This is a genomic window from Chitinophaga sp. (assembly GCF_039596135.1).
In the GTDB taxonomy this organism is placed as follows: Bacteria; Bacteroidota; Bacteroidia; order Chitinophagales; family Chitinophagaceae; genus Chitinophaga.
On record NZ_JBCNKH010000024.1, the window covers coordinates 52,342 to 74,937 of the forward strand.

27 protein-coding genes are annotated in these 22,596 nt (G+C 44.2%); 14 read left to right on the forward strand and 13 right to left on the reverse strand.

All coding sequences use genetic code 11. The features are described from left to right. Positions 1 to 21: 21 nt before the first annotated feature. Positions 22 to 447, reverse strand: coding sequence for a hypothetical protein (locus ABDW16_RS15750; RefSeq protein ID WP_343670963.1), 426 nt, complete (start codon positions 445 to 447; stop codon positions 22 to 24). A 154-nt stretch (positions 448 to 601) separates the two neighbouring features. Here ABDW16_RS15750 and msrA point away from each other — a divergent pair, with 154 nt between their 5' ends. Continuing rightward, positions 602 to 1,096 (forward strand): peptide-methionine (S)-S-oxide reductase MsrA, encoded by a 495-nt coding sequence (gene msrA / locus ABDW16_RS15755; RefSeq protein ID WP_343670964.1) that lies wholly within the window; start codon positions 602 to 604, stop codon positions 1,094 to 1,096. A 119-nt stretch (positions 1,097 to 1,215) separates the two neighbouring features. After that, entirely contained in the window at positions 1,216 to 1,551 is a 336-nt protein-coding gene (locus ABDW16_RS15760; RefSeq protein ID WP_343670965.1) for a hypothetical protein, read from the forward strand. Positions 1,552 to 1,584: 33 nt separating this feature from the next. Here the strand turns inward: ABDW16_RS15760 and ABDW16_RS15765 are convergent, their stop codons facing one another. From ABDW16_RS15765 to ABDW16_RS15775, 3 genes are all read right to left on the reverse strand, one after another. After that, positions 1,585 to 1,788 (reverse strand): hypothetical protein, encoded by a 204-nt coding sequence (locus tag ABDW16_RS15765; protein ID WP_343670967.1) that lies wholly within the window; start codon positions 1,786 to 1,788, stop codon positions 1,585 to 1,587. A 577-nt stretch (positions 1,789 to 2,365) separates the two neighbouring features. Then, positions 2,366 to 3,043 (reverse strand): response regulator transcription factor, encoded by a 678-nt coding sequence (locus ABDW16_RS15770; protein WP_343670968.1) that lies wholly within the window; start codon positions 3,041 to 3,043, stop codon positions 2,366 to 2,368. Beyond that, positions 3,033 to 4,487 carry a HAMP domain-containing sensor histidine kinase gene (locus ABDW16_RS15775; RefSeq protein WP_343670969.1) on the reverse strand — a complete coding sequence of 485 codons (1,455 nt, stop codon included), beginning with the start codon at positions 4,485 to 4,487 and terminating at the stop codon, positions 3,033 to 3,035. Before ABDW16_RS15775 ends, ABDW16_RS15770 begins: the two co-directional genes overlap by 11 nt. 98 nt (positions 4,488 to 4,585) lie before the next feature. On the opposite strand from ABDW16_RS15775, the gene ABDW16_RS15780 reads away from it, so the two are divergent. The 5 genes from ABDW16_RS15780 to ABDW16_RS15800 all read left to right on the forward strand — a co-directional run bounded on the left by ABDW16_RS15780 (position 4,586) and on the right by ABDW16_RS15800 (position 10,064). After that, a complete protein-coding gene (locus ABDW16_RS15780; protein ID WP_343670971.1) occupies positions 4,586 to 6,919 on the forward strand; it encodes a TonB-dependent receptor in 2,334 nt (777 codons plus the stop codon). Position 6,920: 1 nt separating this feature from the next. Continuing rightward, positions 6,921 to 7,706 carry a helix-turn-helix transcriptional regulator gene (locus tag ABDW16_RS15785; protein ID WP_343670973.1) on the forward strand — a complete coding sequence of 262 codons (786 nt, stop codon included), beginning with the start codon at positions 6,921 to 6,923 and terminating at the stop codon, positions 7,704 to 7,706. A gap of 52 nt (positions 7,707 to 7,758) precedes the next feature. After that, complete coding sequence (locus ABDW16_RS15790; RefSeq protein ID WP_343670975.1) at positions 7,759 to 8,151, forward strand: YciI family protein; 393 nt, start codon at positions 7,759 to 7,761, stop codon at positions 8,149 to 8,151. Positions 8,152 to 8,341: 190 nt separating this feature from the next. Then, the gene (locus ABDW16_RS15795; protein WP_343670976.1) at positions 8,342 to 9,205 is read left to right on the forward strand and encodes an AraC family transcriptional regulator; all 864 of its coding nucleotides are present in this window, start codon (positions 8,342 to 8,344) and stop codon (positions 9,203 to 9,205) included. A gap of 73 nt (positions 9,206 to 9,278) precedes the next feature. Next, a complete protein-coding gene (locus ABDW16_RS15800) occupies positions 9,279 to 10,064 on the forward strand; it encodes a PhzF family phenazine biosynthesis protein (RefSeq protein ID WP_343670977.1) in 786 nt (261 codons plus the stop codon). 63 nt (positions 10,065 to 10,127) lie between these two features. Here the strand turns inward: ABDW16_RS15800 and ABDW16_RS15805 are convergent, their stop codons facing one another. After that, entirely contained in the window at positions 10,128 to 11,426 is a 1,299-nt protein-coding gene (locus ABDW16_RS15805) for an alpha-L-fucosidase (RefSeq protein WP_343670978.1), read from the reverse strand. Between the two features lie 41 nt (positions 11,427 to 11,467). After that, positions 11,468 to 11,911 carry a GNAT family N-acetyltransferase gene (locus ABDW16_RS15810; protein ID WP_343670979.1) on the reverse strand — a complete coding sequence of 148 codons (444 nt, stop codon included), beginning with the start codon at positions 11,909 to 11,911 and terminating at the stop codon, positions 11,468 to 11,470. A 248-nt stretch (positions 11,912 to 12,159) separates the two neighbouring features. Between ABDW16_RS15810 and ABDW16_RS15815 the strand changes: the two genes are divergently transcribed. Continuing rightward, complete coding sequence (locus ABDW16_RS15815; RefSeq protein WP_343670980.1) at positions 12,160 to 13,827, forward strand: beta-xylosidase; 1,668 nt, start codon at positions 12,160 to 12,162, stop codon at positions 13,825 to 13,827. Between the two features lie 13 nt (positions 13,828 to 13,840). Here the strand turns inward: ABDW16_RS15815 and ABDW16_RS15820 are convergent, their stop codons facing one another. Both ABDW16_RS15820 and ABDW16_RS15825 read right to left on the reverse strand, forming a co-directional pair. Continuing rightward, positions 13,841 to 15,085 carry an alpha/beta hydrolase gene (locus ABDW16_RS15820; RefSeq protein WP_343670981.1) on the reverse strand — a complete coding sequence of 415 codons (1,245 nt, stop codon included), beginning with the start codon at positions 15,083 to 15,085 and terminating at the stop codon, positions 13,841 to 13,843. 27 nt (positions 15,086 to 15,112) lie between these two features. After that, positions 15,113 to 15,985 carry an alpha/beta fold hydrolase gene (locus ABDW16_RS15825; protein ID WP_343670982.1) on the reverse strand — a complete coding sequence of 291 codons (873 nt, stop codon included), beginning with the start codon at positions 15,983 to 15,985 and terminating at the stop codon, positions 15,113 to 15,115. Positions 15,986 to 16,138: 153 nt separating this feature from the next. Here ABDW16_RS15825 and ABDW16_RS15830 point away from each other — a divergent pair, with 153 nt between their 5' ends. The 4 genes from ABDW16_RS15830 to ABDW16_RS15845 all read left to right on the forward strand — a co-directional run bounded on the left by ABDW16_RS15830 (position 16,139) and on the right by ABDW16_RS15845 (position 18,533). Next, the gene (locus ABDW16_RS15830) at positions 16,139 to 16,696 is read left to right on the forward strand and encodes a Crp/Fnr family transcriptional regulator (RefSeq protein WP_343670983.1); all 558 of its coding nucleotides are present in this window, start codon (positions 16,139 to 16,141) and stop codon (positions 16,694 to 16,696) included. 69 nt (positions 16,697 to 16,765) lie between these two features. Next, positions 16,766 to 17,155 carry a RidA family protein gene (locus ABDW16_RS15835; protein ID WP_343670985.1) on the forward strand — a complete coding sequence of 130 codons (390 nt, stop codon included), beginning with the start codon at positions 16,766 to 16,768 and terminating at the stop codon, positions 17,153 to 17,155. Between the two features lie 16 nt (positions 17,156 to 17,171). Further along, positions 17,172 to 17,786: a hypothetical protein gene (locus ABDW16_RS15840; RefSeq protein WP_343670986.1), complete on the forward strand. Its 615-nt coding sequence runs from the start codon at positions 17,172 to 17,174 to the stop codon at positions 17,784 to 17,786. 30 nt (positions 17,787 to 17,816) lie between these two features. Beyond that, on the forward strand, positions 17,817 to 18,533 hold the full coding sequence (locus ABDW16_RS15845) for a CHAD domain-containing protein (protein WP_343670987.1): 717 nt from the start codon (positions 17,817 to 17,819) through the stop codon (positions 18,531 to 18,533). Here the strand turns inward: ABDW16_RS15845 and ABDW16_RS15850 are convergent. Further along, positions 18,530 to 19,156: a flavin reductase family protein gene (locus ABDW16_RS15850; protein WP_343670989.1), complete on the reverse strand. Its 627-nt coding sequence runs from the start codon at positions 19,154 to 19,156 to the stop codon at positions 18,530 to 18,532. The genes ABDW16_RS15845 and ABDW16_RS15850 overlap by 4 nt on opposite strands. A gap of 454 nt (positions 19,157 to 19,610) precedes the next feature. Here ABDW16_RS15850 and ABDW16_RS15855 point away from each other — a divergent pair, with 454 nt between their 5' ends. Continuing rightward, positions 19,611 to 19,808 carry a hypothetical protein gene (locus ABDW16_RS15855; protein WP_343670990.1) on the forward strand — a complete coding sequence of 66 codons (198 nt, stop codon included), beginning with the start codon at positions 19,611 to 19,613 and terminating at the stop codon, positions 19,806 to 19,808. 46 nt (positions 19,809 to 19,854) lie between these two features. Here the strand turns inward: ABDW16_RS15855 and ABDW16_RS15860 are convergent, their stop codons facing one another. From ABDW16_RS15860 to ABDW16_RS15875, 4 genes are all read right to left on the reverse strand, one after another. Further along, positions 19,855 to 20,397: a hypothetical protein gene (locus ABDW16_RS15860; protein WP_343670991.1), complete on the reverse strand. Its 543-nt coding sequence runs from the start codon at positions 20,395 to 20,397 to the stop codon at positions 19,855 to 19,857. A gap of 22 nt (positions 20,398 to 20,419) precedes the next feature. Further along, positions 20,420 to 20,833: a hypothetical protein gene (locus tag ABDW16_RS15865; RefSeq protein ID WP_343670992.1), complete on the reverse strand. Its 414-nt coding sequence runs from the start codon at positions 20,831 to 20,833 to the stop codon at positions 20,420 to 20,422. Between the two features lie 7 nt (positions 20,834 to 20,840). Further along, complete coding sequence (locus tag ABDW16_RS15870; protein WP_343670993.1) at positions 20,841 to 21,197, reverse strand: hypothetical protein; 357 nt, start codon at positions 21,195 to 21,197, stop codon at positions 20,841 to 20,843. A gap of 114 nt (positions 21,198 to 21,311) precedes the next feature. Next, the gene (locus ABDW16_RS15875; RefSeq protein WP_343670995.1) at positions 21,312 to 21,662 is read right to left on the reverse strand and encodes a helix-turn-helix domain-containing protein; all 351 of its coding nucleotides are present in this window, start codon (positions 21,660 to 21,662) and stop codon (positions 21,312 to 21,314) included. A 146-nt stretch (positions 21,663 to 21,808) separates the two neighbouring features. Here ABDW16_RS15875 and ABDW16_RS15880 point away from each other — a divergent pair, with 146 nt between their 5' ends. Continuing rightward, complete coding sequence (locus tag ABDW16_RS15880) at positions 21,809 to 22,507, forward strand: nitroreductase family protein (protein WP_343670996.1); 699 nt, start codon at positions 21,809 to 21,811, stop codon at positions 22,505 to 22,507. Positions 22,508 to 22,596: the final 89 nt, after the last annotated feature.

Sequence of the window (22,596 nt, forward strand, 5' to 3'; positions counted from 1 at the left end):
AAAAATGATTTTAGGGTCCGGTTACCAAATGCTACCGGATAAAAATGTTAATCGGATAAAGGTGATAACTGTATCTGGGTTAAGGTCAAAATGATCACTTAATTTTTTCAGTTCTTCCTCGTTGGCAAATATGGCATACATACCATCTTCAAATGCTTGTAGAGCCGTTTCCTGCGCTTTGGTCAGATCTGCTTTTTCTTCATTGTAAATGCTACCGAAGCCGATCTTGCCATTTGCAGCTTGTCCCTCCATTTGTTCACTGGTCAGGTATGGCAATGCATTTGTACCCGGTTTTTTAGTATTGTATGCATGTACCTGTTGTTTGACCACGGCAGTGATCAGGTCCTTTACAGTGGGTTGGGGGCCAATATCATCCAGCTCTATTTTTTGTTTTTCAAGAATGGCATGTTTTCGTCCCGCTTGTTTAATATTAATGATTACGAACATCAGGGTTAAAATTTAAACAAATCGGCGGCAATATATATAAATTATCTGACGAATGATGTCCATTTTTGACAGACTGGCCATTAACTGCTAAAATGACTGTCTATTTTCTATTTGGCATAAAAGATGATATTTATCAGTATTAAAAGAAGATAACATGGCTAATCAAACTGCAATACTTGCTGGTGGTTGTTTTTGGGGTGTAGAGGAACTCATCCGTGCGCTGCCGGGTGTGATCAATACACATGTAGGTTATACGGGTGGTGATGTGCCAAACGCGACTTACCGGAATCATGGAACACATGCAGAGGGGATAAAGATAGAATTCGATCCTGGGGTGATTACTTATCGCCAGCTGCTGGAGTTCTTTTTCCAGATACATAATCCTACTACCCGGAATAGGCAGGGGAATGATATAGGTACATCTTACCGTTCTGCGATCTTTTACCTGGATGCTGCACAGCAGGAAACAGCGGTGGCACTGATTAAAGAACTGGAAGCAGCAAAGATTTATCCTAATCCGATTGTGACAGAGGTAGTACCGGCTGGTGATTTTTGGGATGCGGAAGAAGAGCATCAGGATTATTTGCAGAAGCACCCTAATGGGTATACCTGTCATTATATCCGTCCGGAATGGGCGTTGACGAAATAATTTACAATCCCTGTCGGCAGATCGCTGGCAGGGATTTTTCCTGATGCCTGGTCAGCTATCGCCCCCCTAACAGTGATTGTCTGCAGGCATTTTTTCTGCCAGACCTATTACCCTGAGCAATGAGTTCGAAGCTAAAATATTCCAGCTTGGCAGCATGGCAGAAGGATGATAAGATTATGTTCCTGTTTAATGATAAGCCGGTGAATGTAGAGGTGACGGAGATTGGGCAGCGTGCAAAGAGGATTTATTATTATAGTAAGTCTGATTGTTTTTATATGACGCTGGATGCGGGAAATGGGAAGATTACGAGGAGTAAGTTCTTCTCTAATACGGATCAGCCTACGGCGATGCCGAGGTTAGGGTCTATTATTGGGAATGAAATGTATATGGTGGGGAAGACGGATAGGGCGTTGGCGAAGAGTAAATTAGCGATTGGGAAAATTTCGATTAAGTAATAAAGAGAGGCGGCCCGGCGGGCCGCCTCTCTTTTATTTTGCGATTGTATTAAACCCGATCTTACCGTAATCCACTACTGGTTTAATAGGATGAGTCCTCCAATAACTCTGTCTAACTGCTTCTGAAAATGCGTTCCATTCAGCACGTTCTTCAGGCGTATTAGGCCAGGAACCCGGTGCATCATTCTTAAGCAATTCTTCATTGTCTTCTTCCGGAATGGTGATAAATGTTGCCATGTAAAAATCAGTTTAAGTTATTATTGAATATTGTGAACGTGTCAAATGTCGCTGGCTCGTATTCCAGCCGTTCTATTTTATCATTTGGATAATAATATCTATGTTGATATAAAGCACCAATCAACGATTTAGAATACAACATAGTATTAGGCTCTGTAGAAAATCTTCCGGCACCACCTCACCCTCAAATAGCGATATCAGCATACAGTCTTTTCTATACTCACTCAACTTCGAAGAAAAATAAGTATAATAACTATCCCTATACACCTTATCCACATAAGGCCACTCAATTAAAAACCATACCGACTCCCTCAGCCGGTCAATATGAGTTTTCAAATGAGTATCATATAAATCTTCTGCAATCTCCAACGACACTTGAAATATCTTTTGAAGCAGTGGAATTAAAATACTTCGTATTTCAGGATTGGAACAAATAATGGTACTATGATTCATTGAAAAGTTGGACAATGAAAATTAAACAATGGTTAAAGCAATTTGCGCGTTGTATACCTGCAAGGTAAACACTTTACTACCGTACAAAAAAATATTTTTTCGTACTACTCAATCTTAAAAAACACTACACAATCAACTTGTACCCCGCCCCCCTTATACTCATCAACTGCACCCCACTCTCCCCCTTCAACATCTTCCTCAAATGACTCATAAACACATCCATACTCCTCGCATTATAATACGTATCATCCCCCCATATCTTCAACAAAGGCACCTGCCTCGGAACAAGTGTATTTTTATTCTGCAACAACAACTCCAACAACGCCGCCTCCTTATAAGACAACGTATACCTCCCCACCGAAGTCTCCAACTCCTGCGTCACCGGATCCAACTTGCAACTCCCAAACGTATACACAGCCCCCGCCGCCTGCCGCACCCCAAACCGACTCAACAACGACTCCATCCTTATCAACAGCTCCCCCATATTAAAAGGCTTACGCAAATAATCATTCCCCCCACTCTTAAAACCCTTTATCACATCCTCCGGCAATGACTTCGCACTTAAAAAGATAATCGGCACCCCCGCATCCAACTTCCTGATATCCTCCGCCAACGTATACCCATCCTTCAGGGGCATCATCACATCCAACACACAAATATCCGGCGGCGTATGCTGAAACGCCTCCAACGCCTGGCTCCCATCCGTCGCCAATACCACCTCATACCCACTCTGCCGCAAACCATCACTAATGATCTGAGCCAACGTCAACTCATCTTCTGCATACAATACTTTATACTTCATTATAAACTGGTAATTCAATGATAAATTCACTTCCCTTCCCCAACTCACTCACCACACGTATTTTTCCCCCATGCTTCTCCACTATCTGCTTCACATAATTTAACCCTAACCCCGATCCCTTCACATTATGCACATCCACATTATCCTGCACCCTAAAAAACCTTTCAAAAATCCGCGCATGATAAATCTTAGAAATCCCCGGCCCATTATCTTTCACACTGATAATAATTTTATCCTCCGTACAGGCACAACTCACATCCACCCGCACATCCTTCCCTCCATACTTCAGCGCATTGTCAATTAAATTATAAAACACATTTGTCAAATGCACAGGATCCCCATCCAAAAAACAAGGCTCCGCCGAAGGATGATAATGGATCCCCGCCGACTTATTCTGCAACTGCATCGAAGTCACCACCTGCTCTAACCCCTGCTGCACATCATACAGTTCTGACCGTAACCGCGTCTGCCCATTATCTACCTCATCCAGGTTCAGTACCTTCTCTATCATCATATTCAACCTGTGCAACTCCGTCTTACTAATATCGATATATTGCAACAACTTCTCGGGATCTGCCGTCAACTGATAACGCGTAATTGCATCCAACGCCGCCTCCATCACCGCCACCGGCGTTTTCAACTCATGCGTCATATTGCTGGTAAATGCAATCCTCGCCTGCGCATAAATATGCTGATGCTTCATCAATCTAAACACAAAATAAAACGCTGCCCCCGTCAATAACAACATCAAAAATGAGGACAATAAATAATACCGCATCTGGTAAAACACAATCTCCTTCAATGAAGGTACTACCAACTGGAAATTATTATACAACCGGATATTATAACTATACTGCTCACTATGATAATCCGCCTCACGAATCTCTGCTGCTGTATGATGATTGACAATCATCCCCTCCTCCCAATCATACTTCACTACAAAATAATTCACTTTGAGGTGATTCTTCCTCAATTCCTGGTCCACCAAACTATCCAACCGGGCATACTCCACTGAATCCAACGCCAGCTGCCCCTCCTGCGTTTCACCCTTGTCAAAAATTCGCTGTACCTTATGTTTCTTCCGCTCGTACTTTTTGTTCGGTATCCTGATACTGATATCCACCAGCGTACTATCCCCCTTCACATCCGACTCAAACCGGCTGACCACCTTATGTCCTCTCATCCGGCTATACGCCTCCTTAAACTGCAACCACTCCGGCGACTGAAAAAAGCTCAGGAAGTTCTCATCCCCTTCATTCCCCGGCAACATACTCATAAGATTACTGCTCCGTACCACATTATTCACCACCTGATCCAAATCCCGCCTTACCTGCACCAGTTGTGACCTGTACAACTGCCGCAACCACACCACCTGCAATACGACACTGACAATCATGGCCAGTATCACCAAAGGATATGCATATTTTTTAGAAAACCATTTCATGTTACAAAGATGGGGTGTTTATAGTCCCGAAAATACGATTTAACCTTATTTAACCTAGTTTAACCGGCCTTAATATCACATCGGAGTACGTTTGTTGCATGAAAAAGATATACATACTCCTCCTGACATTACTGCCCTTATTTGCAGTCGCACAGTCCACCATCACCGGCACTGTCACCGATGCCGAAGGTCACTTGCTCGACGGTGTTACCATTACCCTTAGCCAGCAAAATAAATACATCGCCACCGCCATCACCGACCTTGGCCATTTTACCCTTACAAACATTAAAGGGACCCAAGGCTACACCCTCACGGCCACATCCATGGGTTTTCAGCCTTACACCAGGGAACTCCAACTCCCTGCTGACTCTATCCCCATCATCCTGCAACCAGACCAGAAACAACTACAAGGCATCACCGTATCTGCTGCCAAACCGCTCATCGAGCGCCAGACAGACCGCGTAGTCTTCAATGTCGAAAACAGCATCATCGCCAGCGGTGGCACCTCCTGGGATGCCCTGACCAAAGCCCCCGGGGTCACTGTCAACTCAGACAACTCCATCTCTGCCTACCGCAAAGGGGTAGAAGTCTACATGGATGGCAAACCACTCCACCTCTCCGGCGATGACCTGGTGAATTACCTGCAGGGGCTGCCTTCTTCCATGATAACAAGAATTGAAGTTCTTACCAATCCGCCTGCCAGTTTCGAAGCCCAGGGTGGATCTGTGATCAATATCGTTACTAAAAAAGTGAAAAAGCAGGGCATCAACCTCGCCCTCAATGGCAACTACATTCAGGGCATCTACGGCTCTTACAATGGCAGCGCCACTTTCAACTACCGCAAGGATAAAGTAAACATCTATGGCAACTATGGCTATGGCCATAAGCATACCTATATGGATAACAGGACCGACATCAACTTCGGCGACTCCTGGTGGAAAACCAACGACCACAATGTGCTCACTTCCAACAGCCATAACTATCGTCTTGGTGTAGACTACCAGCTCACTGACAACCAGATCCTGGGTGTGCTCGTAACCGGCAATAACCGCGCTGGCCACAGCGATGGCAATATCCCTACCTACATTTACAGCGCCGATAAATCTACCCTCGACTCCACTATTGCCACCAGTTCTACCGATAAAAAATATGGCAGCGGCTATACCTACAATATCAACTATAGCCTGAAACTGGATAGTGGCAAACGCAGCCTGAATATAGACGTAGATTACGCCCCCTACGCCACCAGCAGCTATGCACACGTGAACGCTGATAATGCTTACCGCATCTATACCCCCACCACTCAACACATTAACATTTTCTCCGGCAAAACAGATTACGTCTACACACTAAACAAGTGGAACCTCACCTCCGGTTTTAAATACAGCAGCATCGAAAGCGATAATAAATTCACCTTCATCGAAAGCGATGTGCTCATGCCTGAAAAAAGCAATCATTTTAAATATACTGAAAACACCACCGCCCTATACACCAATATCTCGGGTACCTTCAACAAACTAACCGTACAGGGTGGCCTGAGAGCTGAATACACCAACACCCGTGGTTACTCCATCACACTGGATTCTTTAAACAAACGCAGTTACCTGAAGCTGTTCCCTACTGTATTTTTACAATACAAACTCAATGACGACAACCAGTTTCAACTGACCTACGGCTACCGCATAGACAGGCCTGAATATGCACGCATGAACCCCGCCCGGCATTACTCATCTCCGTACAATTACTATGTAGGTAATCCTGCCCTGCAACCAGCCTTTGTGCACAATGTAGAACTCGGCTACACCTACAAGGAAAATTATACCATCACTGCCAACTACACATCTATCAGCAATATATTCACCAACGTTACCGTACAGGACAATACTACTAAAAACTACTACATTACCCATCAGAACCTGGGCCTGAGTGTCAATGCCGGTCTGCGGATCGCTGCTGCTTTTCATCCAGCTGACTGGTGGGACGTCAATGTAGAAGCAGGTGGATATTACACACAGGAAAAATCTGCTTACCTGCAAAGCCATTATAATTTCAAAATGTTCTCCTACGATGGCCGGTTGAACCAGACCTTCACCATCAATAAAAAGAATGGTATTGCAGCAGAAATTACAGCGCTCTACTCCAGTCCTGGTATTCAAAACATTTATCGCTTCAAGGAATTAAGCGAGGTAGACCTGGGTGTAAAAGCCAATGTGCTGAAAGGCAAAGGTACCCTGCGCCTCACCGCCAATGATATCTTTAATGCATTCACTTACCGTGTCGATATCAATTATCTCGATCAGCAGAGTAGTTTCTATCATAAAAATGAATCAAGACTGGCTACATTAAGCTTCTCCTACCGCCTCGGCAAAGACATCAAGGCCGCCAGGAGCAGAAGTACTGCCAGTGAAGAAGAAAAAAAGCGCGCCCAGTAAGGTGCGTTTTTTTTTAAATCAAACAGGAAATTTTATACCTTCAGGTATCAAAATTCATGACTACATACCGTCCCCTGCGCTACAGCCCTACATCGATGGTTTCCGCATCATCGAATGCGAGGAACTAATTATCAACAGGGTATTACCAGGCATTGTCCCTGTATTGGCGCTGCGGTTAAAAGGTAATATCTCTTTACAGAACGAATCACTGCCTACTTACACGCTTTCTGGTCTGAGAAAAACACCCCGCCTCATTCAATATAATCCCGGCACATCCAATCTGTTGATACTCTTCAAAGAAGGCGGGATCAATGCATTCTTTGACATTCCCGCACATGAATTTTTCAATGAAAGCATCGCCCTCGATAACCTGGTTGACATCACCGCTTTAGAAGATCAACTGGGCAACGCCACAGACTGCATTTCTGTTGCAGAGAACTTCCTGCTGCAACAACTCAAACGCCGCAAGCCAGATCAACTAATATTAACAGCTACCAGGGAGATCAAACAGCAACAAGGTAATTTAAACATCTCCCAGCTCGCCTCCTCACTCTACATCAGCCAGGACGCATTTGAAAAACGCTTTAGAAAAGTAATCGGCACCACCCCAAAGCAATTTGCTTCTTTAGTACGCATGCAGGCTATTGTAAAAAACTATTCTTCCAAAGACTTCACTGACCTCGCCCTCGAAGCCGGCTACTTCGACCAGGCACACTTCAACAAAGCCTTCAAACAATTCACCGGCCTCACCCCATCCAGTTTCTTCAATACACCTCCCCAATGGTAAAATCAATGATTTTTTACTATTTCCCCCGCCTGTAGTGGCGCATCTTTGCTATATGAAACATTTACTCATCGCAATGCTGCTCTTTGCCAGCACCGCCAAAAACACGCAACCCATGAAATCATTTGTCGTACTTGTCAGCGTACCGGTTACTTATACTACAGAACAAGCCAAAGCCGTCGGTCCCCAATGGGATAAAGCGATTGCCGACTGGAAAGCATCCGGCCATTACATCACCAGCTTTGCCTATCCGGGAGAAAACAAGGTGATTGGCCAACCAGCAGAAAAACAAAATCTGAGACAGGTAAGCAGCATCCTGCTGCGTGCAGAGAATATAGACCAGGCAACAGAACTGGCCAAAGCCTGCCCCGTATTAAAATATGGAGGGAGTGCGGAAGTCAGGGAAATTCCTAAGGGAGAGCCTGAAATATTTCCTCCTTTACAATAAAGGAATTGCTTCCAGCAAACGAATCAATGACTCACCCGGTTCAGGCAGAAAATATTCAACCTTTGGAGGCAACTGCGCATACACCACTTTCCGGATGATGCCATGTGCCTCCAATTCTTTTATTTACTGATTCAATACCTGCCTCGCTGCAATTGGCGGCCAATAGGTTTGATTTTCTTAACTTTACCAGATGGCAACACGAATCAGTACCTGCATTGGCGCAGATTTAAGATCAAAGGGGTTTAAAGTACATGTAGTATTCGACATTGTACCGGCTGCAGAAGTACCTGCCAGAAGAGATTATTATAAAATAGTGATGGTAACGGGAGATTTCCTCCTGAAATTCGGAGATAAAACCGTGGAGATAAATGGAACTTACCTCTTCTTCGCCAATCCGAATGTCCATCATACGATTGTTCCCCGTTCCCTTACACGATCCGGTTATGCCTGTGCCTTCACTGAAGATTTCATTGCTGGCAGGGAACTGACCAACCTGGTGCAGCATTCACCGTTATTCCGTTCATCCGAATCACCAATACTTCCTCTCAACACAGAACAGGTAGCATTTCTAACAGGTATATACAGGAAAATGCTCACCGTATATAACAGTGATTATGAGCACAGAGACGAATTGCTCCGCAACTGTATTGAACTCATTATTCACGAAGCCCTCCAGGTACAGCCTGCCAGCCAGGACCTGAGAGAACACAATGCCGCTACCCGCGTGACCCGGTCTTTTTTAGAATTGCTGGAAAAACAGTTTCCCATCGATAACCCTGCTGAACCGCTCAGGTTACGCACTGCACAGGATTTTGCCCAATCCCTGTCAGTACATACCAATTACCTGAACCGTACAGTAAAGGCCATCACCGGTAAACCCACCTCCGTACTCATAGCCGAGAGAATTACCGCCGAAGCCAGGGCACTGCTCCAGCATACCAACTGGAGCGTAGCAGATATCGCCTATGGATTGGGGTTTGAATATCCCACCTATTTTAATAACTATTTCAAGAGAATCACCGGCACTACTCCAAATGCCATCAGGAAGGTTTGAAAATTATATTTATTGGTTGAAGGGTCTTTAGCAGGAAGCGCTCACTTCCCTAAAATTATCTATATTAGCCAGCATGAAATATGCCTGCTACCAGATTGATTGTTTTACCGACGAAATATTCAAAGGCAACCCTGCATGTGTAGTTCCTTTGGAAGAATGGCTGCCTGACGAAATATTAATGAAGATAGCCGAAGAAATGGCGCTGCCGGAAACTGCCTTCTTTATACACAAGAATAATGAATACCATCTCAGGTGGTTTACCCCGGAAATAGAAATGGATCTGTGTGGACATGCCACACTGGCCACTGCTTACGTGCTGATGAACCACCTGCAATCTGCACACCAGCTCACTTTCAAAACGGTGAGTGGAGAGGTAGCCGTTGCATTTAACAATGGATTATACTACCTGGACTTTCCCACACGCAAACCAGTACCAACTACTCTTCCGGAACAGATAGCCAGGGGATTGAGCAAACAACCGATCGCTGTATTAAAGGCAAGAGATTATGTTTTAGTATACGAGAACGAAAGTGATATCAGGAACATTACGCTCAACAGGCAGGTTATAGATGAAATCAATCTCGATCCCGGAGGTATAGTTTTGACCAGCCGGGGAGAAACATATGATTTTGTTTCCCGCTTTTTTACCCCACAGGCATCCATCTTCGAAGATCCTGTCACAGGCTCTGCACACTGCTCCCTGATTCCTTACTGGCAGGAGCAATTATCTAAAACTGATATGATGGCGGCCCAACTTTCAAAACGAGGGGGCATCCTGCATTGTATGTACAAAGGAGACCGGGTACTCATTGGCGGCAATGCCAGAACATTTTCAACCGGCACTTTTACCTGCGGGTAGTTTTCATTGGCCTACAAAAGAGAATGCCTCCTTCGGGCCCAACCACCTACACCTATTAGAGATCTAATAAAGTGCAATTCTTTTGATATGCACCGGCCCCACATTCCCCGTAATCATCAACCTCCACCTACCCGCCATCACCGGACTAAAAGTCTGCAACCGCTTATGCCCCACAGATTCCCCTGTAGCCACCTCCTTCCATTTTTCACCTATCATCGCCTGCAGACTATATTCCAAAACATTTTCCCCATATTCCAGGTCTTCCATAATCATTACCTGCCCCACTGCCTTCCCGCTTTTATTTTCCAACTCAATTATAGACTGTGTCACATTATTACGCACCGCCAACGGCGCTGAAAAAACCTGTTTTAAACGATGCCCAAGACTATCAAAAACCAGGGAATCTGCCCTGGGTATAAGCCCACTGGTATCCACCACCATTCCTACCAGCATATTCGTATTCCTGCCCACACTCTTATAATACTTCTCCACCAGCTCATTCACTGAAAACAGATCTTTATCTTCCCCTGTCTTCCACAACCATCCGCCATTCCATGCATAATTTCTTCGTATAGGAAAATCCGATTCCCCCGGACACCAGTATTTACCCTCCACATCCCCATGCAATCCATCTATTTTAACTGTCCCATCAGCTGCCGTCGTTTCATTCGCCCTGCTCCATTGCGGATAAGCAGCAAATCCATCTTCATTACCAATCCAGCGAATAGTATTCCCTGCTTTCAAAGGTCCCTGAAAAAGAATTGCCTGTGGTTGTTTTTCATGAATCATTTTCAATACTTCCGCTTCCAGCTCATTTCGCAAACCTCCATCAAACCATATTTCAAACATAGGACCGTAATTACTCCATATCTCATTCAACTGCGCCAGCACAGCTTTTTGATACACTTCGTCATGGGTGCTATAATAAGTATTGGTATTTGTATTATAATACAACCCTGGACGCAGGCCATATTTCTTACAGGAGGCGATAAAAGCCTGCAGAATGTCTTTCTTATAAGGCGTATGCCCTACATTATAATCATTCACCGCAGAAGGCCAGAGGCAAAAGCCGGTACCATGTTTTACCGTGAGTACAGCATACTTTGCACCCGCTGCTTTTGCCGTCTTAACCCATTGATCTGTATTTAGTTTTGACGGATGGAAGACGGATAAATCAGGTAGGGTTTCTTTCCTTTTATAATCAAAAGATTCAGGTGCAAAGATGTTGATATCCAGGTGGATAATAACGCCAATCTCCGCATCCGCCCATGCTACCTGGTCTTTCGAAGGAAGGACCTGCTGAGAGAAAGCTGGAATATACGCCAAGGCAATGAACATCAAAATTAAAGACAACCTGATCATAACGTTCCCATATTTATATAAACTTACCTAATTTTACGGCCCTACGCTAGTAATAAATCACAATTCAACTCCACATCATCCACCGTCGCTCCCATTTTTTGATAAAACGCAATCGCATGTTGGTTCCAGTTGGACACCTGCCACCTGACCTTTTTACAATTTTGAGATCGGGCCAGTTCGATCACTGCCTGCAATAAGCCCTTTCCCATTCCTTGTTTTCTATAGGAAGGTTGTAAGTACAGGTCATCCAGGTACAGTGCCTTCCCGCTCCAGGAATAATACGCCCAAAAGAAGGTTGCAAACCCAACAATGCCTCCATCCACTTCCACTACAAACGCCTGAAACAGCTCCTTTTCGGCTTGCATCTGCGCCGGGGTAATACTGACCTTATCCAATGATTTTTGGAAAGTTGCAAACTCGCGGATTAGTAAAAAAATAGCAGGAAAATCTTTTTCCTCAGCAAGTCGGATAGAAAATGGTTGCATAACTTTGCGGTCTGAAATTTTGAAGGATACCAATGAAAGGTAATGAGATTAAAGGAATAATACTAGCCCTTTCGGTAACCATACTTTTGAGAATGTCTGGCAATCACCACCCGCATGCTGATCACCCCGGCTTTATCTGTATTTTGGTTAAATACCCGCTTTATAGCCATTGATTGGATTGGCAGTTTGTGTATCTTGGCTATGGCATTCGTGCTCAGCTACCAAAAACGGATTGCCACCCACGTTCAATGAAATTCAGATCACTGCTAACGATTTGTTGCCTGCATACCATTGCCACCTTTGGCCAGATTGCCATCCAGGTAGACCTCAAAAAAGAAAAAGGCCCGCTCAAACCCATCTGGGCCTGGTTCGGTTATGATGAGCCGAATTATACCTATATGAAAGACGGGAAGAAGTTGCTCTCCGAACTGGCGGCCCTCAGTCCTGTTCCCGTATACGTGCGGGCACATAACCTGATGAATACCGGCGATGGCTCCGCCGCCCTGAAATGGGGCTCTACGAATATGTATACAGAAGATGCGAATGGGAATCCTGTTTACAACTGGCAGATCGTAGATTCTATCTTCGACACTTATATCAGCCGGAAAATGAAACCATTGGCACAAATTGGTTTCATGCCGGAGGCGTTATCCACACATCCCACTCCTTACAGACATTACTGGCAACCCGGGCATGATTACAAAGAAATCTGTACCGGCTGGGCGTATCCTCCAAAAGACTATCATAAATGGGAGGAATTGATTTACCAATGGGTAAAACATTGCGTAGATCGTTATGGCAGGGCAGAAGTGGAAAGCTGGTACTGGGAGCTCTGGAACGAAGCAGATGGATACTATTTAATGGTGGATGACAAAATCGCTACTTATTGCAAAATGTATGACTATGCTGCTGCCGGTGTGAGGAGGGCCCTGCCTGCAGCCAAAGTAGGAGGCCCGCATGCTACAGGTGGGGCAGGAGAGTTCATGCGTAGATTTATCACTCACTGCTTAAAAGAAAAAAACGAAGCTACCGGGCAGATAGGCGCGCCTGTTGACTTTCTGGCTTTTCATGCCAAAGGTGCACCTGTGTTTACTGACAACCGTGTACGGATGGGTATGAATAATCAATTGAAAGATGTGAACCGGCATTTAAAAATCATTTCTTCCTTTCCGGAATTAAAGAATATACCCATTATCATTGGGGAATCTGACCCTGAGGGTTGTGCCGCTTGCGGAATGAAAACCGATCCGCAGAATGCTTACAGAAATGGGACCATGTATTCCAGTTATACAGCAGCAGCTATCGCACGTATTATTGAATTGAATGACACCTATGGTACGAACATTATTGGTGCGGTGAACTGGTCTTTTGAATTTGAGAACCAACCATGGTTTTATGGGTTCAGGGAACTGGCAACGAATGGTGTGGATAAACCGGTATTGAATGTGTTCAGGATGATGGGCATGATGTCGGGCAACAGGTTGGCCATTGCTGGCGATTTAGCATATGATGCGCAATCTATTATGACGAATGGTGTGCGGGGTGATAAAACGGATGTGAATGCGCTGGCATCAGCAGATAAAACAGCTACAGCTATCCTGTTGTGGAATTATCATGATGACGATATCACTACTGGTGAAGCAACTGTGGAATTAACTATTCAGCATATTCCCGGTAAAACAGCTACACTTTATCACTATCGGATAGACCGGGAGCATAGTAATTCATATGAAGTCTGGAAGAAAATGGGATCGCCTGCAACCCCGACGCCTGAACAGTATACAACGCTGGAAAAATCGGGTCAACTGGCATTGCTGACGGCGCCTGAGAAAATAAAAATTACAAACGGGATGTACAAAATGAAAGTAAGTTTACCGAGACAGGCGGTGTCATTGATTAAGATTGCTTACGAGTAAAAGCCAGCCCTTATTACTTCCGGCTAAACTCCAGCGCATTCCCATACTGCTTACTGATTTTCCTTGTCAGTATCCAGTCCTTTAACAATTCAAAATACCCTTTTGAATGCCCCCTGTCTTCCTCAATCATCCCATGATCTGCATTGGGAAAAATAACCAGATCAAAAGGCGCTCCCTGCGCCTGCAATGCCTTCACGCGTGCAATCGTCTCCTCGTTCGGCGCCTCTGTATCCTTCCCTGCTATCACCCATAGCATAGGATCTTTTACCTTCCTGAGCGCCGGCATAGGATCATATTCCAAATCAATATCCATACTAAACAATTGCTTAAACTCAGCTATCTGCGCATCCGTTGCATTCGCCAATAAACCTGTATAATCACCTCCCAGTTTTTTATACCACTCCGCATCGCCATATTTATTTTTCAACTCCTTCAATTCAGCCATCCCCTCTTTAAATTTGCTCTCCACCACACGATCTGTTACCGCCGCCACTGCCAGCGCCTGTGGCTTATATGCCGTATCTGTCAATGCATGTATCACCTCCTGCCTGTTCTCCTCCTGCGGACTAATCGCCAGACTATAACTCGCTATTACAAAATCCACTTGCGTCAACGACGCAGTTAACGGTACCACCCATCCACCCTGGCTCTCACCCATAATTCCCAAAGGTATTTTTTGCAATTCCCGCATAGTCCGTATCTTCTCCACCGCCGCCGCCATATCTTTCGCCATCCGCACAAAATCAGCCGTATATTCTCCCTTCGACTTCCCCGTTCCTCTCTTATCAAACACAAACACAGCAATGTCGTCGCCAGGCAGCAAATACTGCACATAATTATTCGCTACCGCCGATTCCTTACCTGACCCAAATTGCAGCACAACCACTGCCTTTACCTGCGCAGGCGGTAAAAACAACTCCCCATACAAACTATCTCCAAACGTAACGGGTATATTTTTTAACAAGATCTTCTTCCCATGCAACTCCTTTCCATTCTCCCTGAATGAAATTACATCTTTAGTAAACCGTACAAAAATATTCGGTGATTGCTTCTCCGCCCAACCCGGCGCTGATATATAACTACTATCCGGTTGCAAAAACAATCTACCCGAAGCACCATCCATTTTTCTATACCGGAAATCAGGTGCATACGAAGGCGTAATTATTAGTCTGCTCTTATCCTCCATGGTGTACAAACCAGTCTGGGCAAAGCTTTTCAAGCTACAGCATATGACACAGACAATCAGGTAGTTTTTCATATTCTAAATATAACAAAAAGGAGATCATTACAGATCCCCTTTATTTTCAATCTTTCCTTGTGTCAGTTCTTTTTCCGCTTCCTTCCATGCATGATCTTCCGGGTAAAACGCACTCCGCAGGTAAGCCCACGTCAATTGCTGTACTGCCGCCACTCTCTCCGGATTTTCATCCGATGTTTCCGTCACAAGATATCCTGAAATCCCTCCGAGTAAATGTTCTCCGCCATACAGTGTCACCAGCGATTTAGGCCCCGGACTCAATGTGTACGGATCCGTAAACCAATCCCAGCCACGCACCGTCAATGGTGAGAAATCTTTATCACCAGCCACAACTAATGTTGGTTTCTTCATCCCACTAAAATCAGGGTTCATAAATGGATAATGTTCTGCCGCAAACGGGCTCAGATCCGCTCCACCACGTCCACCGGCACAAAGTAAAATACCTACCTGTATACGGGCATCAGACATATCTTCATCCACACGCATTCCTAATAACAACCCTACAGTCTGCGCACCAAATGAATGTCCCACTGCCGCAATACGGGTGGTATCCACACGTTCGCTCAAACCAGGTACTACACTGATAATATCATTTAAATGATCTAACACCCGCTTCATATCCGCCAACCGGATTTTCCAGATATCAGGTGTACGAGGATCATCCGGTCTCAATCCTATTCTTTTCGAATCCAGGAAACTGGGCTGTATCACTACAAATCCCCTCGCTGCCCAGTAATTAACGAGCGGTGCATAACCATCCAATGAATTACCATAACCATGTGCAAACAAAATAACCGGGAGCCGGTCACCTTTGATTGGTGCTGAAATCCGTACCTGCAAATCTATACCACGTTCTGGTGCAGAAAGTACAACAGGACTCACTGAAATAACTTGTTCCATGCGCTTTTTTTATGCAAAGCTCCGCTGAAATTTTCCTTGCTGATAATGACAATCAAACCATTCATTAAGATTTTCAAACCTCTGCTTATTTACAGCAAAATGATGCAGATAGTACCGTATATTTATCCACTCCAATTACTGAAATGCTGATATATGCAATTTCTCAAAGACCATATTGAAAAAATACTGCCGCTCACCGATGAAGAGTTTTCATTTGTAAGCGCACATTTTACCACCAGGAAATATAAGAAACACCAGTACCTTATACAGGAAGGTGATGAGGTAAAGTACTGTTACCTGGTCATTTCCGGCCTGTTAAAACTCGTTTACAACGATAACAACGGGAAAGACCATATCGTCTCCTTCGCCATGGAAGACTGGTGGGAAAGCGACTATTATGCATTTTATACCCAGTCAACAGCTACCATGTCTTTAGCATGTATAGAAGACACAACAGTCTACTGCTTTTCCTTCGAAAATTATAAAAAGCTCTGCGCAGAACTCCCTAAAATAGAGCATTTCTTTCTGCAGAAATCTACCTTTGGTTTTTTGGCAGCGCAGCGCCGCATTCTCTCCCTCCTCACCTCCAATGCCAAAGAACGTTATGAGCAGTTGCTCAAACAGCATCCTTCCCTCTTACAGCGTGTTCCCAAAAGCCTACTGGCAGCATACCTCGGTGTATCCAGGGAAACCCTGAGCCGGTTGGTGTGACATACCTCACAGTATAATAGTGAGGTACATCAAGGGTTGATTCCCTCACTTATGCGGAGCTTTGCCCTCATGGAAACAAGAAACATCAATCCCTGGACCTGGCAGGACGAACGTAGTTATTCCCAGGCAGTAGAAGTAAAAAACGCCACCAGCACCCTCTACTGTGCAGGGCAGGCAGCCGTATTTCCGGATGGTACCTCCAGTAAGGAGGATATGAAAAGCCAGTTGATGCACGCGATCGCTAACCTGGAACAGGTGATTACCACCGCCGGTTATGAGCCTAAAGGCATTGTCAGGCTGAATATCTATACCACATCCTCAGCAGACCTCTGGCCACACTTCTCCCTGCTGCAGGAGTGGATTGCAAAGCATGGCATCCGGCAGGCAAGTACCCTCATGGAAGTAAAATCACTTTTCGAAACATTGCAGGTAGAACTGGAAGCTACAGTAGTAAAATAATCCTAATTTTGTGCCCATGAGTTACTACATCCGTATCCTGGGCACACAAGACCCGGACATTCATCTCGATGATATTTCAGAAGAGCTGGACGCAGAAGCACTGTCGGCTCAATTTGGGGTGCTCAAAAATGAGAAGCCTGAAAAGTGGTCGGTGTTTGAACTGAAAAATGAAAAGGGAAAGTTGCTGGCGACGGTAGAAAGGAACCCCGTAACTACCGAAGGCATTGGCAGGGAGGAGCTGGATGAATTCAAACAAACCATTCTCGAATTTCAGCCGGCATCAGCGGCAAAGTGGCTGCATGAATTCTTTGACCGTGTGAAAGTGATATATGCGATTGAGTTATTGCCAATCGGTTTGGAGGCAGAGAACTATCATATCATTACCACTACGCAGGGTATTATCTGGGACCATGTAAATGGTATTTTGCAGGCAGATGAGGAAGGGTTTACGAATGAGGAAGGATATCATATACTTTGGCAGTTTCCGGATGATGCAGATGGCGAATGGAATTGTGCAGTGCTGAATGCGGAGGGGAAATGGGAGAATTTTAATATGGATCTGGCAGATGAGCAACAAAGGTCTGCATTTAAGGCAGGGAAGGTGCCAGAGGGTGCGAAAAAAGTGAAATAAATATGGCATGCTTTTTTTAGTATTTTTCTTATGAAAAAGAAACGTGTGCTAAAAATCATTGGCCGGTATTACGAACGACTCAATAAAAAAAGCCGCCAAATGCCCCCTGCATACGATCCGGAAGTCATTCACAAGTTCAGAACAAACTACAAGAGATTAAAAGCATTTCTACATATGATTCAGCTTCCCGGTATCCCAGGGAAGCTGAAAGACTTTTACCACCAGCTTGGTACGCTCCGCGACCTGCAGTTGCAGGAGCAATCTACCAGGCGGGACGCCCGGCATTTACCCACTTACAGGAAGATTATACACAAGCAGGCAGAACAGTCTAAATTACAATTGCATCAATCGCTTTCTAAAAAACCGGTGACGAAAGCCAGCAGGAAAACACTGACTAAAGTTAAAACCGGCTTCAGCCGTAAAACCTACCAACAGTATTTAGAAAATAAAACCGCCGCTATCCAGCAAATGCTACAACCTGCTTCTTTTAGTGATAATGACCTGCATGCCATCAGGAAAACCTTTAAGGAGTTGTTACATAATGACCAGTTACACGATTCAAAATTGCAGGATAAACTAGGTGACTACCAGGACAAACGCAATGCACTCCGGTTGCTTAGAAAATACCGTCCTGCCAGGCTGGGTAAGAAAGAGGCATTGTACCTCAGGCACAAAGAGGAGGCATTAATCAAAGAAAAGAAAAAGATGAAGGCATGGTTAGTCAGAGAGTTAAAGACAATATCCTAACGCTGATAAAGATGCTCCGGCACCTTCGCCAAAGTAGAACGATGCACCTTTTCACCCAATCCATACAACTCCTGAAAACTCATTATCAATGGCCGCCATTTATCAGGATCCACACGATCCGGCATATCCTTATACCTGATATCCTCATGTAAATGAACGCGTTGAATCTTCAATTCCATCGTTAATACATTGATCTTTTCTGACGTCAGCGGATGAACACTCAGCAATGTCGCTTCCAGGTGTACCGGGCACTCTTCAACTCTCATGGCCTGCACACCATCCGCTGGCAACGGCGTAAATCCTGCCCGGCCAAATTTATCCGGTTCATACACATATCCTTTCATCAATTTACCCGGAGGCACAGGATCAGACCCCGTAGTAAGTGCTAACTTGTTCACCTGCGCAACTTGTGCTACCGATGGCAGATTCAACACGCACTCCTTTGTACGCAGCAGGTTTTCAGTCGTTTTAGAGCTGGCAGCAATACCGATCATACAGTGATATCCCAACCAGAAGACAGAGGAAATAGGAGCAAGATTATATGTTCCGTCTTCATTCACCGTGCTGACTAACACCACTGGTGTACCAAAGTAAAGAATAGACGGATGACTTACATAGTGCATAAACATTTGATTGTGATAGCAAAGCTGACACAATTTAATAACAGCAAAAATCCGGTTCCTGCGGAATATGAATTTTTTGTACCTTTTCTGTATGTCAAAAAGAAATTTATCCCTACACCAACAATCACGCGCCTATGATCCTTTAGCTGAATTTTTCGGCTATTTATTTGGCATCACTTTGCTCATCAGTCTCCCCCTGATCTTCTGGACGTTGAGCATCTATTGGCGCACATTAATAAATGGTTACGCGTTGCTTTTGCTGGCAATATGTATAGGGTTTTCAATTACTATTCTTTTTAGAAAACGAATAGATTTTTCATCAGAAAAATATGACTTACCACATGGTGTAAAGTTGATTTTATTCTGTGTGTGCAATAGCTTTTCGTTGGGAACGATCATTATATTTTCAATACTTTGGAGTAATCAGGCATATGGAGGACGTTCACACACAGCAATGAAATTAGCCGTTACGTCTTTTGGACATACCAGGGCAACCAGGAATAGCTATCCGGTACCGTTTGTAGAGACGATGTATAAGGATAAGAGGCTAGTGAAGTATTACCCGCGGTATGCGGAGGTAGATCATGTAGATAGTTTGCAGGTAAGGGTAATGAATGGCTGGCTGGGATATGAGGTAGTGGTGGTGGAATAAAAAAGCCCCATAGTCTCTCAACTATGGAGCTTTTCAATACTTTTCATTACTCAACCGTCACCGTTACTTCATTCACCTTTGTCAAACCACTCACGCCTTCTCCCTGGTAAACTACTTTATAAGTACCAGGAGCTTCGATCTTGTAGCCTGTCAGCAAATCTATCTCAGCAGATACACTTCCTTTAGCAGGTACTTTGATATAAGCATCTGCAGGTGGTGGCATTATCCTTTTCGCCATCACACCTTTGTATTGTACCGGCTCGCCTTTGCTGTCAGTCACTTCAAAGAATGAATTCATAAACCACCGTTCGAACGGCGTATGCCATTTACAGAACGCCTGTTCTTTGTCAGCAGGGTTGTTAACAGTAAATTTCAGCAGAATAGGTTTGCCTGCTTTCACCTTGTCAGGCGCAGACATTACAGTTTCCAGTACAGAAGCGCTGCTGGTATCGGCAGCTACAGGTTCGGCTACAGAAGATGCCTGTTGGGTAGTGTCCTTTTGTACACCTTGTGCATTTGGGGACTGCTGGCATGCAGTAAAAGAAAGAATGGACAGACCAACTGCCATTGTAATAAACTGGTTTCTCATTTAAATTAATTATGGCGGGAAATTAATTCTTTTTGAACACAAGAATGTACTTCTTAAAGAAATACTTCCATGGCATGGCAATAATAGGCAATGGTACCAGGGCAAAAACCATTACCATGCCTGTTGCCGGAGAATGCATTAACTGGCCGGCCCTGTATAACGGAAACGCTACTATGATCAGCCAGATAGATTTGTACAATATTTCAAGCATTACAATGGCCAGCATTCTAAGTGGTTGAAAAATACCAAAGAAAGATAATAGAGAATAAGACGCCCAGATAGAAAAGTTCATAGCTTCAGCCGGATCCCATGGCCCCTTATGTGTAAAAATATAGGTCCACGCATCCTTTCCGAGAAATACAAACATCAGGACATACAATAATCTTAACAGGTAAATTTTGTAAATGGGAACACCTTCCCAACGAGGATTTGACATGTTTATTTTATGATTGTTGAAATATAATGCATACAGTTGTAGGATCCAATACAGCGAACTCCTTCAGTCCCCAGGGTTGTTGTTTGATATAATTCAGGTTCGGATGCAGAATGGATGGGCGCCTTGACTTAATATCAGCATAAACTGCTTCAATATCATCTGTAGCAATTCTGATTTCTGGCCTGCTATCTTTGACAGCCAGTTCAGGTTCTACCATCAGTTGGAAGGTTGCATTGTCCCTGTTCACGATATACAATACCTCATCGTGATAGCCTAATTCGAATCCCAGTCCATCAATAAAGAAGTCGAGTGCTTGCTGGATGTCAGCATAAAATATTTTGGGTAATACGGCGATCAGGCCCATAATGTCAATATTTATTTACAATATAATCCATTATTTCTATTGTGCGGGATGATCCCAAAAAACTTTCGGCAGTAAAGAAAATCTACCACGTTTTTTCTCATCATCAACCCAGCGTTATCTGGTAACACCCACTGGCTTTTCAAATTTATCTGCATTAAAAATCCGTTCTCTATGCTGCAATCCCCAATCCGCCAGGCCGTCAGTTAATTCCTTTAAAGCCTTTCCATATTGCGAAATCGTATAAGTCACCGCCAGCGGCTGGCCATCCGATACCTCTCTGATAATAAGCCCATTTATCTCCAGCTCTTTCAGTTCTCTGCTCAACACCTTTCCTGCTATACCATTCAGGTCTTTTAACAACTCTGAATATCGCATAGGTTTATAACATAAATGTGCGAGGAGTACGACTTTCCATTTCCCACTCAGGATATGAAGGGTATCATCAATCGCGCGGACCTTTCTCATACATTCAGTGAATGTTGGATATCCTAAATTCTCATTTTCCATATACAAGTTGGTTACTTTTTTGTCACTAAGGTTACTCGTATGTCACCGCCTAAAGTTACTTATTTACATCAAGTGAATTTACTTTTGTTGAAAATTGGAATAACATGAGTTTACTTGAAGATTTACAGTGGCGCTATGCCACCAAAAAGATGAATGGTAGGAAGGTTCCCCAGGAAAAATTAGACTACATTTTAGAGGCTGCACGTATGGCGCCATCGTCTTCCGGTTTACAGCAATATAAATTGATCGTCATTTCTGACAGGGCATTACTGGAAAAAATAAAAGGTATAGCTTATAATCAAAGCCAGATTACGGATTGTTCCCATTTGCTGGTTTGGATTGCCTGGGATGGGTATAGTGATGCGCGGATCAGCAGTGTATTCAACTATACAATGGATGAGCGTGGATTACCGCACGACACAATGGATGGTTATAAGAGTGTGATCTTAAACCTGTATGAGGTCAAAGGACAGGAGTGGCAGGCAAGTCATGCAGCAAAGCAAAGTTATATTTCATTTGCAATGGCCATTGCAGCAGCTGCGGAGCAGAAGGTAGATGCGACACCGATGGAAGGATTCCTTCCTGAGAAACTGGATGAGTTGTTGAATTTAAAGGGAAGTGGGTATAAGAGTACGGTGATATTGCCTTTAGGATATAGGGAAGCGGAGAATGACTGGTTGGTGAATATGAAGAAAGTTCGGACGCCGAAGGAGGAGTTTATTACTGAAATGACGATAGCGGATGCGGCGGAGATAGGTGAGGATAGAGTGGACCTGGATCTGACTACTATTATAAAGAAATAATTGTTAGGGGCTATCTAAATTAATTAGATAGCCCTGTCTTTTATTTAGCTATTTCGTACGGAACTTGTATTGAATCAATTCGCACATTA

What these genes read in the sequence shown, in the direction of transcription:
- ABDW16_RS15750 (WP_343670963.1), bottom strand. Translation starts at nt 447, where the DNA reads ATGTTCGTAATCATTAATATTAAACAAGCGGGACGAAAACATGCCATT.
- msrA (WP_343670964.1), top strand. Translation starts at nt 602, where the DNA reads ATGGCTAATCAAACTGCAATACTTGCTGGTGGTTGTTTTTGGGGTGTA.
- ABDW16_RS15760 (WP_343670965.1), top strand. Translation starts at nt 1,216, where the DNA reads ATGAGTTCGAAGCTAAAATATTCCAGCTTGGCAGCATGGCAGAAGGAT.
- ABDW16_RS15765 (WP_343670967.1), bottom strand. Translation starts at nt 1,788, where the DNA reads ATGGCAACATTTATCACCATTCCGGAAGAAGACAATGAAGAATTGCTT.
- ABDW16_RS15770 (WP_343670968.1), bottom strand. Translation starts at nt 3,043, where the DNA reads ATGAAGTATAAAGTATTGTATGCAGAAGATGAGTTGACGTTGGCTCAG.
- ABDW16_RS15775 (WP_343670969.1), bottom strand. Translation starts at nt 4,487, where the DNA reads ATGAAATGGTTTTCTAAAAAATATGCATATCCTTTGGTGATACTGGCC.
- ABDW16_RS15780 (WP_343670971.1), top strand. Translation starts at nt 4,586, where the DNA reads ATGAAAAAGATATACATACTCCTCCTGACATTACTGCCCTTATTTGCA.
- ABDW16_RS15790 (WP_343670975.1), top strand. Translation starts at nt 7,759, where the DNA reads ATGAAACATTTACTCATCGCAATGCTGCTCTTTGCCAGCACCGCCAAA.
- ABDW16_RS15795 (WP_343670976.1), top strand. Translation starts at nt 8,342, where the DNA reads ATGGCAACACGAATCAGTACCTGCATTGGCGCAGATTTAAGATCAAAG.
- ABDW16_RS15800 (WP_343670977.1), top strand. Translation starts at nt 9,279, where the DNA reads ATGAAATATGCCTGCTACCAGATTGATTGTTTTACCGACGAAATATTC.
- ABDW16_RS15805 (WP_343670978.1), bottom strand. Translation starts at nt 11,426, where the DNA reads ATGATCAGGTTGTCTTTAATTTTGATGTTCATTGCCTTGGCGTATATT.
- ABDW16_RS15810 (WP_343670979.1), bottom strand. Translation starts at nt 11,911, where the DNA reads ATGCAACCATTTTCTATCCGACTTGCTGAGGAAAAAGATTTTCCTGCT.
- ABDW16_RS15815 (WP_343670980.1), top strand. Translation starts at nt 12,160, where the DNA reads ATGAAATTCAGATCACTGCTAACGATTTGTTGCCTGCATACCATTGCC.
- ABDW16_RS15820 (WP_343670981.1), bottom strand. Translation starts at nt 15,085, where the DNA reads ATGAAAAACTACCTGATTGTCTGTGTCATATGCTGTAGCTTGAAAAGC.
- ABDW16_RS15825 (WP_343670982.1), bottom strand. Translation starts at nt 15,985, where the DNA reads ATGGAACAAGTTATTTCAGTGAGTCCTGTTGTACTTTCTGCACCAGAA.
- ABDW16_RS15830 (WP_343670983.1), top strand. Translation starts at nt 16,139, where the DNA reads ATGCAATTTCTCAAAGACCATATTGAAAAAATACTGCCGCTCACCGAT.
- ABDW16_RS15835 (WP_343670985.1), top strand. Translation starts at nt 16,766, where the DNA reads ATGGAAACAAGAAACATCAATCCCTGGACCTGGCAGGACGAACGTAGT.
- ABDW16_RS15840 (WP_343670986.1), top strand. Translation starts at nt 17,172, where the DNA reads ATGAGTTACTACATCCGTATCCTGGGCACACAAGACCCGGACATTCAT.
- ABDW16_RS15845 (WP_343670987.1), top strand. Translation starts at nt 17,817, where the DNA reads ATGAAAAAGAAACGTGTGCTAAAAATCATTGGCCGGTATTACGAACGA.
- ABDW16_RS15850 (WP_343670989.1), bottom strand. Translation starts at nt 19,156, where the DNA reads ATGCACTATGTAAGTCATCCGTCTATTCTTTACTTTGGTACACCAGTG.
- ABDW16_RS15855 (WP_343670990.1), top strand. Translation starts at nt 19,611, where the DNA reads ATGAAATTAGCCGTTACGTCTTTTGGACATACCAGGGCAACCAGGAAT.
- ABDW16_RS15860 (WP_343670991.1), bottom strand. Translation starts at nt 20,397, where the DNA reads ATGAGAAACCAGTTTATTACAATGGCAGTTGGTCTGTCCATTCTTTCT.
- ABDW16_RS15865 (WP_343670992.1), bottom strand. Translation starts at nt 20,833, where the DNA reads ATGTCAAATCCTCGTTGGGAAGGTGTTCCCATTTACAAAATTTACCTG.
- ABDW16_RS15870 (WP_343670993.1), bottom strand. Translation starts at nt 21,197, where the DNA reads ATGGGCCTGATCGCCGTATTACCCAAAATATTTTATGCTGACATCCAG.
- ABDW16_RS15875 (WP_343670995.1), bottom strand. Translation starts at nt 21,662, where the DNA reads ATGAGAAAGGTCCGCGCGATTGATGATACCCTTCATATCCTGAGTGGG.
- ABDW16_RS15880 (WP_343670996.1), top strand. Translation starts at nt 21,809, where the DNA reads ATGAGTTTACTTGAAGATTTACAGTGGCGCTATGCCACCAAAAAGATG.